Consider the following 14107-nt stretch of genomic DNA (forward strand, 5'->3'; position numbering starts at 1 on the left):
ATGTCGCGCGCCCTGCTTAATGGCCTGATCCTGCTGGCGTTACTGGTGCTGGTGGCGCTGCCGCTACTGTTTATCGTGCTCCAGGCGCTGTTTCCGCATCTGAGCGAGGGCGAGTGGCGTGGCGCTTTCAGTGCGCTTCCGACATTGCTGGAAGACCCGCAGTTAGTGCCAATGTGGCTGGGCACGCTGAAAATTGGCCTGGGTGTGGCACTCGGCAGCCTGCTGCTCGGGCTGCCACTCGGCGCGCTGCGCGGGCTGTTTCGCTTGCCCGGCGCGGCGCTGTGGGACCTGTTGTTTCTTATCCCGTTCCTGACACCGCCCTATATCGTGGCGCTGGCCTGGACGCTGGCGCTGCAACGCAATGGATATGTTGCCCAACTCACCGGGCTGAACTTCGACAGCCTGCTGTTCAGCAGCAGCGGCATGACGCTGGTGATGACGCTGAATATCTTTCCGGTGGTTTACTTTGCGGTGTCGCGTTCGCTGATGGCGAGCGGGCAGCGTCTGGCGTGGGTGGCGCGGGTACATGGCGCTTCCGCGTGGCGTGCTTTTTATCAAATCACCCTGCCGCTGACCTTACCGGCACTGGCGGGTGGCGTGCTGCTGGCTTTTACCCTGGCGATTGAAGAGTACGGCGTCCCGGCGGCGCTCGGCGCACGTGCCGGGCTGACGCTGATGACCGTCGGCATTGAACAGAAGCTGGCCGACTGGCCGATCGACTTACCGGGTGCCGCTTCGCTGTCGCTGATGCTCAGCCTGGTGGCACTGCTGGCATGGTTTTGCCAGCGCAAACTCACCGCAAGCCACGATGTCACAGCGGTGAGCGGCAAACCGGTGGCGCAGGAGGCCGCCAGCGCCGGTCGCTGGCAGTTACCCATGCTGCTGTTGTTCGTCGGCACCGCGCTGCTGGCGGTGGCGTTACCGCTGGGGGCGATGACGCTCAGCGGCTTGCTGAATACCTTGTCCGGCGGTATTCATACCAGCAACCTGACATTACGCCATTTCGGCGCGTTGTTTAGCCAGCAAGGCGATGCTCTGGCGGCCTTCTCCACCAGCATCGGGCTGGCGCTGGGGGCGGCGTTATTTACCGGGCTGCTTGGCTTTCTTATCGCCTGGCGCGTTGCCGAAGGCAAAACCCGGCTGCTGGCGCTGATGGATGGCCTGGCGTTGCTGCCCGCCGCGATGCCGGGGGTGGTGATTGGCGTGGGGTTAATTCTGCTGTGGAATCGCGGTTTCTGGCCGGTTTCACCTTACAACACGCTGGCGATTTTGCTGCTTTCCTACAGTTGCCTGCTGCTGCCATGGCCGGTGCGCTATGTCAGCAGCGCCCTGCGTCAGATTGGCCCGACGCTGGAACCCGCCGCCCGCGTACATGGGGCTTCACGGTTGCAGGCGCTGCGCTTGATTGTGCTGCCGCTGGTGGCGCCGAGCCTGCTGGCGGCAATGATGATGGTGTTTGCCGTCGCCTCGCGCGAGCTGGTGACCTCACTGATTCTCGCCCCGGCGGGTACGCAAACCGTGGCGATTTTTATCTGGCGGCAGTTTGAGCAGGGATCGGTCGGACAGGGCATGGCGATGGCAACCCTGACGTTGCTCGCCAGCCTCAGTCTGATGCTGGCCGCGCTGGCGCTGCTGCGTCGGCAATCGTCTTAACCTGTTTTTGCGCGATAAATCGCGCCGCTACCCATGATGGCGCAGGACCGAACCGCGCAATAAGTAACCGCATATCTCCGTCGCGGCGCGATTTATCGCGCTTTTCTCCCTGGGAAACGCCAAAAACGGCAAATCATTGTCAATACACGCAAAGCAGAGTCGATAATTGACCTGGGTCAGTTTTGTTCAGAATCAAAACGCTAACATGCACGCCCCTGGGAAAGTGCTATGCTGCTGAAGCAGCAGCCTATCTCCCTTCCCGCTGCTTAAACCTACCGAGGGACGCCTGGTGCCACCGCAGAGACGAAATCGCGATTTTGGCTGGCTGTTGATTGTCTGTGCCGGGCTGCTGCCGTTGGTGCTCGGTATCCTGTGCACGGCAATCGAAGCGCGCCATAACGTGCATCAGCAGCAAATCAATACGGCCAACTCCCTGCTGGCTCAGGCGGAAAGAATGAGCGACAGCGCCTGGGATATGATCACCGATTTGCGTCAGTTCCACTATCAACCCTGCTCGGCAATTGAAGACAAACTGCAACGTGAAGGCAACCTGAACGCCTATTTTCGCTCCATCGGCAAGTTGGAAGGCGATAACGTGGCCTGTTCCTCGGCGTACGGTATGAATCCGGGAACCCTGAGCGAAATGATGCTGCGTCAACCGCCAGTGACCGGCAAAGCCTGGTGGAGTCTCTCGATTCGCGGCACTTCTGGCGTACCGGATCGCCCGGCGGTGATTTTTGTCCGCCAACTCCCGGATGGTGAAGGTTTTTGGGCGGTGATCGATGGCCAGTATCTGATGGATTTTATGCGCGCGCTGGGTGAATCACGCAGCTATCGCATGACGATGCGTTTTAATAACGGTGCCCCCATCACCAGCGGGCCTGCTGAAGCACAGCCGGAAATCTGGTTAAAAAGCGAGCCGTTCCTGGCGCAATCCAACCGTTATCCCATTAGCGTCGAAGTGGTGGTCCCGCCCAGCGAACTGTTAAAGGCGTGGCGACAGGCGCTGTTTATTTTCCTGCCGATGGCGGCGATTTTTGCCATTTTACTGATGATCCTCACCGCCAACTGGCTGCGCCGCCGCATCTCGTGGCGTGATGAAATTCGTCGTGCAATGCGCAGCCGCCAGTTTTCGGTCCATTATCAGCCGGTGTATAGCGTGGCTGAGCAACGCTGCAACGGTGTCGAAGCGTTGCTGCGCTGGCACTTGCCGAACGGCGATACCATCCGGCCCGACATCTTTATCAGCGCGGCGGAAGAAGAAGGGATGATTGTGCCGCTGACGCGGCATTTACTGGAGCTGATGGCGGAAGATATTCAAAGCTGGCAGGTGGAACCGGGCTTCCATGTTGGGCTGAATCTGGCGGCAGAACATCTGCAACACGCGGAATTCGTCGATGATATCCAGCTGTTCGCCAGACGGGTGCAGGACAAAAACCTGCAAATTACGCTGGAACTGACCGAGCGCAGTTTGATTCACGACGGTGAGGATGTGGCACGCAAGCTGGGATTATTGCAGGCGCAAGGCATGAAAGTAGCGATCGACGATTTCGGCACCGGTCATTGCTCGCTCAGCTATCTCCTCACCTTTCCGCTGGATTATCTGAAAATCGATCGCGGCTTTATCAACGCCATTGAGCGGCTGGATGGCGAAACGCCGGTGCTGGACGCGATTATCAATCTGGCGCGTAAGTTACAGCTTGAGGTGCTCGGCGAAGGCGTTGAAACCTCGTTACAATTCCAGTACCTGCAACAGCGTGGTGTGGTATTTATTCAGGGCTATTATTACGCCTGGCCAATGGATAATGACCGGCTGCGCGCGTGGCTCATCGAGCAGGGGCAGCAGCCGCTACATGCTGAGGAATCCCATGACTCTGAACTGCATCATTCTTGATGATTACCAGAATATCGCCCTGACGCTTGCCGACTGGACGACACTCGCCCCTCTGGTCCACACTACCGCCCTCACCACCCACATCGGCGATCCCGATACGCTGGTCAGCCAGATTGAACACGCCGACATCCTGGTGGTGATGCGCGAACGTACCCCGCTCAGCGCTGAGCTGATTGGCCGCCTGCCCAAACTGAAGCTGGTGGTCACGTCTGGCATGCGTAATGCCTCCATCGATCTTGATGCCTGCCGCGAACGTTATATCGCGGTATGCGGTACTGGCAGCAGCAGCGCACCGCCGCTGGAACTGACCTGGGGATTACTGCTGGGCCTGGCGCGCCATATCGTCAGCGAAAATCAGGCGTTGCGCAGCAATGGTCCGTGGCAGCATACGTTGGGCATTGGGTTGCAGGGCAAAACCCTCGGGCTGATTGGGCTGGGCAAAATTGGCGGTGAGATGGCGAAAGTGGCACAGGCATTTGGCATGCGAGTGTGTGCCTGGAGCCAGAATCTGACCGCTGAACGCGCGGCTGCTTGTGGGGCGGAAAAAATGGCCTCGCTGCGCACTTTGTTACAGGCGAGTGATGTGGTGTCGATTCACCAGGTACTGAGCGATCGTACCCGCCATCTGCTGGATGCCGACGCGCTGGCACAGATGAAACCGGGCGCGTTGCTAATCAATACCTCACGTGCTGGCCTGGTTGATCAGGCGGCGATGATGACCGCCTTAAAAAGTGGGCAACTGGCCGGTGCGGGTCTGGATGTGTTTGATCAGGAACCGCTGCCTGCCGATCACCCGTTACGCCAGTTACCCAACGTCCTCGCTACGCCCCATTTGGGTTACGTAGCCGACAATAATTACCGCACGTACTTCACCGAAGCCGTGGAAAATATCGCCGGTTGGGTGAAAGGCGCTCCGCTGCGCTCGCTGCTGTAAACCTGCGTTTTACGTCCATTCATAGCCATAGTTTCAGCCACGAACTTGCTGGTTTTTGGCTGAAACATGACAAATATCACACAAAAACGGTATACTCTGTCGCGGGATGCAATAATTTCCAGCGTAATTATTGCTATGGCAAGCCAGAGAAAAGCACTTTTTAAGGCTATGCTTTAATTTTCTCAACGCCGCGGACTGACAGCTGCAATCCGGTCCGCGCCGTTGAGGACTTTCTGATTCCAGGATAGGGTAACCTCATGAAAATTCGTAGGAAACGTGTAAAACCGATCGGGCTGGATGATGTCACCATCATCGACGATGCCCGTTTACGTAAGGCCATCACCGCGGCATCTCTGGGTAACGCGATGGAATGGTTCGATTTTGGTGTGTACGGCTTCGTGGCGTATGCGCTGGGTAAAGTGTTTTTCCCTGATGCGACACCGGGTATTCAGATGATCGCCGCACTGGCGACCTTCTCGGTGCCCTTTTTGATCCGTCCGCTTGGTGGTTTGTTCTTCGGTATGCTGGGTGACAAATACGGCCGTCAGAAGATCCTCTCCATCACCATTGTCATCATGTCGATCAGCACCTTTTGTATCGGCCTGATCCCTTCTTATGCCTCAATCGGCATCTGGGCGCCGGTACTGCTGCTGCTTGCCAAAATGGCGCAGGGTTTCTCGGTGGGTGGTGAATATACCGGGGCGTCGATCTTCGTCGCCGAATACTCGCCGGACCGTAAGCGCGGTTTTATGGGCAGCTGGCTGGATTTCGGCTCCATTGCCGGTTTCGTGCTGGGTGCCGGTCTGGTGGTACTGATCTCCACCATTATCGGCGAAGATCGCTTCCTTGAGTGGGGCTGGCGTCTGCCGTTCTTCCTCGCGCTGCCATTAGGCATTATCGGGCTTTATCTGCGCCATGCGCTGGAAGAGACTCCGGCGTTCCAGCAGCATGTGGACAAACTGGAACAGGGCGACCGGGAAGGCTTACGTGACGGCCCGAAAGTCTCGTTTAAAGAGATCGCCAGCAAGCACTGGAAAAGCCTGCTGGCCTGCGTGGGGCTGGTGATTGCTACTAACGTCACCTATTACATGCTGCTGACCTATATGCCGAGCTACCTGTCGCATAACCTGCACTACTCGGAAGATCACGGTGTGTTGATTATTATCGCCATTATGATTGGGATGTTGTTTGTGCAGCCGGTGATGGGGATGCTGAGTGACCGTTTTGGCCGTCGTCCGTTTGTCATTATCGGTAGCATCGCGTTGTTCATCTGTTCTATCCCGGCATTTATGCTGATTAACAGCGGCGTGATTGGGCTGATTTTTGCCGGTCTGCTGTTGCTGGCGGTAATCCTGAATGCCTTTACCGGCGTGATGGCCTCCTCGCTGCCTGCGATGTTCCCAACCCATATCCGCTACAGCGCACTGGCCAGTGCTTTCAATATTTCGGTGCTGGTTGCCGGTCTGACGCCGACCGCCGCCGCCTGGCTGGTCGAGTCCACCAATAACCTCTACATGCCGGCTTACTATTTGATGGTGATTGCGGTGATTGGTTTGGTCACGGGCCTGTATATGAAAGAGACGGCGAATAAACCGCTGATCGGCGCAACGCCTGCGGCATCTGACATTGAAGAAGCGCGTGAAATCCTCCAGGAACATCACGACAACATTGAGCAGAAAATCGAAGATATCGATGTCGAGATCGCGAAGCTGGAAGCGAAGCGTAAAAATCTGGTGCAACAGCACCCGGATATCAACGAGTAATTCCCGCCTTCCCTCCCGCTTCGGCGGGAGTTTTCATTTGCCACGCAGCACACAAACCTTCATCGACCAGCGTGAAAAGGAGTAGACTGTCGCTACTTTTTTCACCTGTAAGTAAGAATGAGCATGTCTGATTTTTCCCTTATCCAGCGTCCAAGAAGGCTGCGTAAAAGCGCCGCGATGCGTGAAATGTTCCAGGAAACCAGCCTGAGCCTCAGCGATTTGGCCTTGCCGATCTTCGTTGAAGAAGGGGTGGACGATTACAAACCGATTAACGCCATGCCGGGCGTGATGCGTATTCCAGAAAAACGCCTGGCGTATGAAATCGAACGTATCGCCAAAGCGGGTATCCGTTCGGTGATGACCTTTGGTATTTCGCACCACACCGATGCCACCGGCAGCGATGCGTGGAACGAAAACGGTCTGGTGGCGCGGATGTCGCGCATCTGCAAAGAGACCGTGCCGGAGATGATCGTCATGTCCGACACCTGTTTCTGCGAATACACCAGCCACGGTCACTGCGGCGTGCTGTGCGACCACGGTGTCGACAACGATGCCACCCTGATTAATCTGGGTAAACAGGCGGTAGTCGCCGCACAAGCCGGGGCCGATTTTATTGCACCGTCGGCGGCGATGGACGGTCAGGTTAAAGCCATTCGCCAGGCGCTCGATGCCGCCGGATTTACCGATACCGCGATCATGTCGTACTCCACCAAGTTTGCCTCCTCGTTCTATGGTCCGTTCCGTGAAGCTGCGGGTACGGCGCTGAAAGGCGACCGCAAAACCTATCAGATGAATCCAATGAATCGCCGCGAAGCGATTCGCGAGTCGCTGATTGATGAAGCGGAAGGTGCCGATTCGCTGATGGTGAAACCGGCCGGAGCCTACCTCGACATCCTGCGTGATATCCGCGAGCGCACCACGCTGCCGCTGGCTGCCTACCAGGTAAGCGGTGAGTACGCAATGATCAAATTCGCCGCGCAAGCCGGTGCCATCGATGAACGCAATGTGGTACTGGAAAGCCTCGGTGCCATTAAGCGCGCCGGTGCTGATTTGATTTTCAGCTATTTTGCCCTTGATCTCGCCGAGCAAAAAATGCTCTGATCACCGTTACGCTTATCAGCCGTTTTTTGGCGGCTGATAAGCCATTACGGCCATCTTTATTTGTGGCACAACACCAGTTCCGTAGTACCTGCATCTAATAAGAAGAGTAACGCGATGAAAGCACCTGCACTGCCCGCAGACGAGTCATATCGTCTGGCTCAGTTACGTGCGCTCAACATTCTGCATACCCCGGCAGAAGAGCGTTTTGACCGTCTGACCCGCCTCGCCCGTCGTCTGTTTGGCGTGCCGATTGCGCTGGTAAGCCTGCTGGAGGAGGACCACCAATGGTTCAAATCTATTGCGGGCCAGTCCGGCCAAACCGCGCCGCGCAACACCTCCTTTTGCGGTCACGCCATCCTGCAGGATGATGTGATGGTGGTGGAGAACGCGCTGGATGACGATCGCTTTTACGATAATCCCCTGGTCACTGGCGAGTACCCGGTACGCTTCTATGCGGGCTGCCCGTTACGTACCCCTGCCGGTGCCAAAGTCGGCACGCTGTGTATTGTCGACCACCATGCACGTTCGTTTGACGCCGATGATTGCCACACGCTGCGCGATCTGGCGGCGATGGCGGAAGCCGAACTGGTGGCTTTCCAGACCGCAACCTCCGACGAGCTGACGCAAATCACCAACCGCCGTGGCTTTATGACGCTGGGACAACTGGCGCTGAACGAATGCCAGGTGAAACAGTTGCCCGCCAGCCTGACGTTTCTCGACCTCGACCGCTTTAAAGAGATCAACGATACCCTCGGCCACCGTGAAGGCGATCGTGCGTTGATGGATTTTGCCGATGCGATGAAGGTGAGTTTCCGTCATGCGGACCTGTTTGCCCGCTTAGGCGGTGATGAGTTTGTGGTGCTGTTTAACGGCCTGCAACAGGCGGATGCCGAAGGGGTACTGGCGCGCTTTGATCAACTGTTGCAGAAACAGACGCGTGACCTGAATCGGCGTTATCAGCTGCATTTTTCGTCCGGTATCGTTGAGTTTGATCCGCACCATCCTCTGACGCTGGAGCAACTGCTGGAAAGCAGCGACGAACGTATGTACGCCGCGAAAAAGCTGCGTAAGCAGGCGCGATAAATCGCGCCCTGTTGGCCTTAGCGCGCCAAATCGTCAATCAGCGTCTGGTTAAACTTCTGCGGTTCTTCCATCTGTGGCGCATGGCCCATGCCGGGGAATTCAATCAGGCGCGCACCCGGAATCAGTTTCGCCACCTGTTTCCCCAGCACATTGTAATGCCCCAGTTGCGCTTTCACAGCGGGCGAGGCGATATCACTGCCGATGGCGGTGGTATCAGAGGTGCCGATCATCAACGTGGTCGGCACTTTGAGATCTTTGAATTCGTAATACACTGGCTGAGTAAAAATCATGTCGTAGATCAGCGCCGAGTTCCAGGCGACCTTCTGATGCCCCGGCCCGCTGTTTAGCCCCGCCAGCATATCCACCCATTTGTCATATTCCGGCTTCCACTGGCCGACGTAATAGGTCTGCTGCTCATATTTTTTGATACCCGCTGCATTCAACTTCAGTTCGCGCTGATACCACTGATCTACCGAACGCCAGGGGGCACCTTTCGCTTTCCAGTCTTCCAGACCAATCGGGTTCACCAGCACCAGTTTTTGCGTTTGCTGCGGATACATCAAGGCATAGCGCGTTGCCAGCATGCCACCGGTCGAGTGACCGACAATCACCGCCTTATCCACACCCAGCTGCTGCAATAACTGATGCGTGTTCTGCGCCAGTTGCTGGAAGGTATATTGATAATTCGCCGGTTTGCTGGAACTACAGAAGCCGATTTGATCCGGGGCCACCACGCGATAACCGTGCTGGCTCAGTGCCTTGATGGTGTCTTCCCAGGTGGCACCGCAGAAGTTTTTACCGTGCATCAGCACCACGGTCTGCCCATTGGCATGTTGCGCGGGCTGCACATCCATATACCCCATGCTGAGCGTCTGCTGCTGTGAGGAGAAGTTGAAGTGCTGCAACGGATAAGGGTACTGGAATCCTTCCAGCTGCTCGCCATAGACGTCGGCAGCCAGTGCCGATGCGCTGCCCATCAGCAGCAGCGAAGAGATCAATAACTTCACGGGAAAACGTAACGCCATCGGGACATCTCCTGACAGATCAAAAGATCGAGTGTGGCATGTTACGCGTATCGCTGTATTGATGGGGCGTGCCATCAGTAAATTTCCCAGATGTATAAAGGTTATAGGATTTTACGTTAATCAAATCGGGTTAACGGCGAATATTTCCTCAACAAATAAATAACATATAACGGTCAAATCTCACGAGTTGCGAGAATAGTCTGATAGCAAAAAAATAAACCTCAACTTCCTGATAAAACTTTACGTAACAAGGCACACAGAAAGATTAATCAAATTACACTGTGCGCACTGACCTGGAGGTGCTATATGCAAGAGAGAAAGTATAATGAGGGTGTCATTCTCGCCATTACGGATTGGATTGTTGATAACTTAGATCAGCGTTTGAGTATTGATGATATTGCGCAAAAATCTGGTTATTCAAAATGGTATTTGCAGAAACTTTTTGCCCGTTGCCACAATGAAACTCTGGCGCGTTATATCCGCAAAAAGAAACTGGCCGCCTGTGTTGTCGAACTGAAAAATAGTGAAGCAACCATTATCAGTCTGGCCGTGAAATACCATTTTGAAAGCCAGCAATCTTTTACCCGCTCTTTTAAACAGATGATGGGTTGTACACCACTTTCATGCCGTAAAAAACAATTAAGCGGCGAGCGGCAACAGCAACTGGCAGAATGTGATGATCCTTGCGTATTATGTCGCCTGGAATCCGTCGCCAATAGCAAAGAGATACCAGAGATTCTGCCACCACCGATGCGGTCGGGTCAGTTTCCGGTTCAACGTATTGACTGTGTGATGCAATGATTAAAAAAGCGCGATAATCGCGCTTTTTTTATATCTGAAAAAAAGTCATAAAAAAAAGCCTCTTACGAGGCTTTTCATATTATTTGTACACCTGGGCTACCGCGTCGAAATTATTTCCGTGCTGGCGTGCAGCTTCCACCACATAATATTTTCCGCCTTTCTCATCGGCCATTTCTGACAGGCGCTGATGCAGATCCATCGGCGAGCTAATGGCACCGCCAGTATCGGACACGCTAATATTTCCCAGCGACTCAAGTTTAAAGTGTTCAGCTTCCTGTGCAGAAATATTATTGGCAGCCATGACCGGCACACTCGCACCGAACAGCAACGCAGACAGAATATATTTTTTCATCAGCTCGTCCTCTTCAATTGTCGTGGTAATTTTCTATGGCTATTGTCTAATTAATCGCCACCAGACATTGATCTTTTTGAGCACTTATTATTTGTAGCGGCGCGATTTTTCGCGCCAAACCGTTTACCCCTGTAATTCCTGACCCGGTAATAATTTTTCCGACATCAGACGGCGGCATTCGGTACGGTCCTGATGGGCCTGCTGTTGCAGTTCAGGCGATAAGCCTTGCCACACCATTTGCAGATGCTCACCGAGGTCGCGCTGGAAGTGAATCTTCTGCAACGCATAGTCTGAATTGCTGCCTTCAATAATCTGCTGCATATCCTGCACCGAATTACTGCGTCCATCATGGGTCAGCGTACAAAACATGGCGATGTAATACGCTTTGTCCTCATCGCTGTAATGCGGCGTAAACCACCAGACCAGGGCACTGATGATGATCAGCAACGGCAGGATAAATTTTAGTTTTAACATGGAGAGAGTAACCAAATGGAAAAAACGCCGCGATAGTAACAGATTCGCAGCGTTGCGGTTTAGTGCAGGATGCCACTTAGCCCGTGATAACCCATATAAAGTGCCACCAGCGCGATAAATCGCGCAGTTTTTCTCAAAACCGGTCAAACCGATACGGCGTGGGGTCAATCAGCGGCGTATAACCGGAAACCAGATCCGCCGCCAGCTGCCCGGCAGCCGGTGAAGTGCCGAAACCGTGGCCGGAAAACCCCGTCGCCAGCGTCAGGCCCGGCATGGCCGCCACCGGGCCAATAACCGGGTTCGAATCGGGTGTCACATCAATCACCCCGGCCCAGGCCTGCGCCAGCTCGGCTTTCTCAAATACCGGCCAGGCAGCGCGCAGGTTGCGTATCGCCTCCTGATTGAGCGCCGGATTAGCCGCCGGATCGAGGGTACGAATACGTTCGAACGGTGAACGACGATCGCCACGCCAGCGGCGAGCCAATGCCAGATCTTTGACAAAATAACGGCCAAGCGAGATGCGCAGATTGTCCCGTGCATGACGTAACTGGGGTAAATAGCGCGTACCCAGCAGCAGATGGTCGAGGGTCAGCGGTGCATCCAGCGCGCCACGCTGGGTAATGACAAATCCACCATCCTGGTGTTTGCGGAACGAGAAATCCGGCGCACCCACGGCGATATTGGTTGGTCCTTCCAGCGGTTTGGTTCGCATCACCGAACAGATCAGCGGCAACGTCGGCAGCGCAATCCCGAGATTGCCAAGGAAGCGCCGCGACCAGGCTCCCGCCGCCAGCAGCACCTGATCGCAGCGAATTTCGCCACGTTCGGTAATCACCCCGCTGACTTTGCCGTCGCTGGTCTCCAGCGTGCGCACCGCGCACTGCTCAACAATGATCGCCCCGCGCGCGATGGCCGCTTTAGCAATCGCGCTGGCAGCCAGCGTCGGTTCCGCCCGACCATCGGAGGCGGTGAAAATCCCCCCGGCCCAGTTGCCCTGTCCTCCCGGTACCCGCTCAGCAATCTCAGCTTTACTCAGCAACCGGGTATCCAGCGCTAAAGGTGCTATCGCCTTAAACCAGTTTTCATGCAACGCCATCTGGGCTGCGTTACGGGCGATAAACATGATGCCCGCCTGACGATACCCCACATCGCTGCCAACACGTGCCGCCATTCCCGCCCACAGGCGATCGGCAGCCTGCGCCAGCGGAATATCATCGGCGGCACGGCTGGTTTTACGAATCCAGCCCAGATTACGTGATGACTGCTCACCCGCGATGCGGCCTTTTTCCAGCACCACCACCGGGATGTTGCGCTCCGCCAGGGTTAAGGCGGCGGTTAAACCGACAATGCCGCCGCCAATAATCACCACCGTAGTGGCGGCGGGAAAATCGGTAGAAGTGGTAACGGGGGTAATTTGCGGTGACATAGCTCGCCTCCTGTGACGCCTTATAGCGCCACGGTGATTTCCTGTACGTCGGCCTGACCGGCCCCACGATACGCCGTGACCTCCAGCTCCACCTTGTAAACCGTGGAACCGAGCGGTGGGCAGGTCACGGTAGTGGCCGGGTTGATGCCACGAAACTTCTCGCCGATGATCGCCATTACCGTCGGTACATCATCCGGTTCCTGAATAAATACCCGCGAGAACACCACATCCTTCAGCGAAGCATCAATGGACGCCAGCGCTGCTTCGATATTGGCGAACACTTGTAAGGTTTGCTCCGTGACATCGGCCGGTATCTCCTTGCTGACCGGGTTACGGCCAGCGGTGTTGGAGACATAAATCCAGTTATCCACCGCGACAATGCGCGAATAGCTGCCCATTTCTTCAAATTTCGAACCGGTTTTAACTTTAATAATCTGCGTCATGCTGGTTTCCTTGGTTAGCTCAGTACCGGGGTTTCCCACAGGTTTAATTTCACGCCGATGCCTTTGGCGAGCGCGTTGCGATACACCACCGTGCCCCAGGCCACATCTTCCACCGGCATTCCGCCGACGGACATGATGATAATCTCGTCATCGTTTTGGCGGCCTGGCGCATCACCGGCGACGATTTTGCCGATGTCCTCGAGTTGTTCCGCCGCCAGCTTGCCCTCGGCGATCATGTCCATAAAACGCACGCCGATAACCGGGATGGTCTTGTGGGCGGGTTTCGGCACTTCCTCGAACCACGCCTGATACAGGCCGGTGTTATCCAGCACTTTGCGTACGTCAGCCTGTTCCATGCCGGTGTCGATATTGCACAGCGCGGGCATGGCAAGGAACGTGCCCGGTTTCACCCACTCACGTTTTACCAGCGGATAGCTGTCCGGGTCGCCCACCTCGCCGGAACTGCAATAGGTCACGATGTCAGAGTCGCGCACTACGGCTTCGAGGGTGTCGACGATTTCGATGTGTTTGATTTGCGGATACGTTTCCTGCACCCAGGTGAGGAAGTTATCGAGGCTGCGCTGCCCACGGCCTTTCACTTTAATGGTGTCGATCAGCGGGCACACGGCGATAAAGGCGGCGACGGCGGTTTTACCCATCACCCCCGGTCCCAGCAGGCCAATCACGCGGGAATCCTTGCGTGCCAGATGGCGTGCGCCGACCCCCGGCACCGCGCCGGTGCGATACGCCGACAGCAGGTTAGCCGACATATGTGCCAGCGGTGCGCCGGTATCCGCATCGTTGAGGGTGAACATCAAAATCGAGCGCGGCAGCCCCTTTTCGCGATTGGCAATATTCGAGCCATACCATTTCACCCCGGCGGTACAGAAGCTGCCGCCGAGATAGGCGGGCATCGCCATTAAACGTCGGTCAGCAGTGGGTTTCGGCATTGTGGGAAACGGTGAGTTCTCCGGGAAGGTTACCATCGCGCCGTGTGAATCATTATTGGCACCGGCCATGCGGTAGTCGCCCTGATACAGCAGGCCAAACATCTCCTCCATGGTATCGACGCAAGCAGGCATATCAGTGACGCCTGCGCGGATCATGTCCTGCTCCGACAGGTAGATAAAATCAATCCGGGTTGAATCGGTCATGGCT

At 55.8% G+C, this 14107-nt stretch carries 13 protein-coding genes; 7 read left to right on the forward strand and 6 right to left on the reverse strand.

The window, feature by feature from the left end; all coding sequences use genetic code 11:
- From AC6I8W_RS19345 to AC6I8W_RS19370, 6 genes are all read left to right on the forward strand, one after another.
- Positions 1-1653: an ABC transporter permease gene (locus AC6I8W_RS19345; protein ID WP_497836284.1), complete on the forward strand. Its 1653-nt coding sequence runs from the start codon at positions 1-3 to the stop codon at positions 1651-1653.
- A 289-nt stretch (positions 1654-1942) separates the two neighbouring features.
- Positions 1943-3547: an EAL domain-containing protein gene (locus AC6I8W_RS19350; RefSeq protein ID WP_497836285.1), complete on the forward strand. Its 1605-nt coding sequence runs from the start codon at positions 1943-1945 to the stop codon at positions 3545-3547.
- The gene (locus tag AC6I8W_RS19355) at positions 3522-4481 is read left to right on the forward strand and encodes a D-2-hydroxyacid dehydrogenase family protein (RefSeq protein WP_497836286.1); all 960 of its coding nucleotides are present in this window, start codon (positions 3522-3524) and stop codon (positions 4479-4481) included. The genes AC6I8W_RS19350 and AC6I8W_RS19355 overlap by 26 nt, the downstream gene beginning before the upstream one ends.
- Positions 4482-4738: 257 nt before the next feature.
- Complete coding sequence (proP, locus tag AC6I8W_RS19360; protein ID WP_497836287.1) at positions 4739-6244, forward strand: glycine betaine/L-proline transporter ProP; 1506 nt, start codon at positions 4739-4741, stop codon at positions 6242-6244.
- 123 nt (positions 6245-6367) lie between these two features.
- Positions 6368-7345: a porphobilinogen synthase gene (hemB, locus tag AC6I8W_RS19365; RefSeq protein ID WP_497836288.1), complete on the forward strand. Its 978-nt coding sequence runs from the start codon at positions 6368-6370 to the stop codon at positions 7343-7345.
- Between the two features lie 114 nt (positions 7346-7459).
- Positions 7460-8428 carry a GGDEF domain-containing protein gene (locus AC6I8W_RS19370; protein WP_497836289.1) on the forward strand — a complete coding sequence of 323 codons (969 nt, stop codon included), beginning with the start codon at positions 7460-7462 and terminating at the stop codon, positions 8426-8428.
- Between the two features lie 17 nt (positions 8429-8445).
- On the opposite strand, the gene AC6I8W_RS19375 is transcribed toward AC6I8W_RS19370, so the two are convergent.
- A complete protein-coding gene (locus tag AC6I8W_RS19375; RefSeq protein ID WP_497836290.1) occupies positions 8446-9453 on the reverse strand; it encodes an alpha/beta fold hydrolase in 1008 nt (335 codons plus the stop codon).
- Between the two features lie 306 nt (positions 9454-9759).
- Here AC6I8W_RS19375 and AC6I8W_RS19380 point away from each other — a divergent pair, with 306 nt between their 5' ends.
- Positions 9760-10254: a helix-turn-helix domain-containing protein gene (locus AC6I8W_RS19380; protein WP_497836291.1), complete on the forward strand. Its 495-nt coding sequence runs from the start codon at positions 9760-9762 to the stop codon at positions 10252-10254.
- 79 nt (positions 10255-10333) lie between these two features.
- Here AC6I8W_RS19380 and AC6I8W_RS19385 read toward each other — a convergent pair whose 3' ends face one another.
- The 5 genes from AC6I8W_RS19385 to AC6I8W_RS19405 all read right to left on the reverse strand — a co-directional run bounded on the left by AC6I8W_RS19385 (position 10334) and on the right by AC6I8W_RS19405 (position 14103).
- Positions 10334-10606 (reverse strand): YdgH/BhsA/McbA family protein, encoded by a 273-nt coding sequence (locus tag AC6I8W_RS19385; protein WP_013510869.1) that lies wholly within the window; start codon positions 10604-10606, stop codon positions 10334-10336.
- 123 nt (positions 10607-10729) lie between these two features.
- Entirely contained in the window at positions 10730-11080 is a 351-nt protein-coding gene (locus tag AC6I8W_RS19390) for a hypothetical protein (RefSeq protein ID WP_497836292.1), read from the reverse strand.
- A 133-nt stretch (positions 11081-11213) separates the two neighbouring features.
- Complete coding sequence (locus AC6I8W_RS19395; RefSeq protein WP_497836293.1) at positions 11214-12506, reverse strand: NAD(P)/FAD-dependent oxidoreductase; 1293 nt, start codon at positions 12504-12506, stop codon at positions 11214-11216.
- Between the two features lie 20 nt (positions 12507-12526).
- On the reverse strand, positions 12527-12949 hold the full coding sequence (locus AC6I8W_RS19400) for a RidA family protein (RefSeq protein WP_497836294.1): 423 nt from the start codon (positions 12947-12949) through the stop codon (positions 12527-12529).
- Between the two features lie 14 nt (positions 12950-12963).
- Positions 12964-14103 carry an ornithine cyclodeaminase family protein gene (locus AC6I8W_RS19405; protein WP_497836295.1) on the reverse strand — a complete coding sequence of 380 codons (1140 nt, stop codon included), beginning with the start codon at positions 14101-14103 and terminating at the stop codon, positions 12964-12966.
- Between the last annotated feature and the right edge of the window lie 4 nt (positions 14104-14107).

Source organism: Pantoea sp. X-Soil-TKNS-1211, assembly GCF_059730495.1.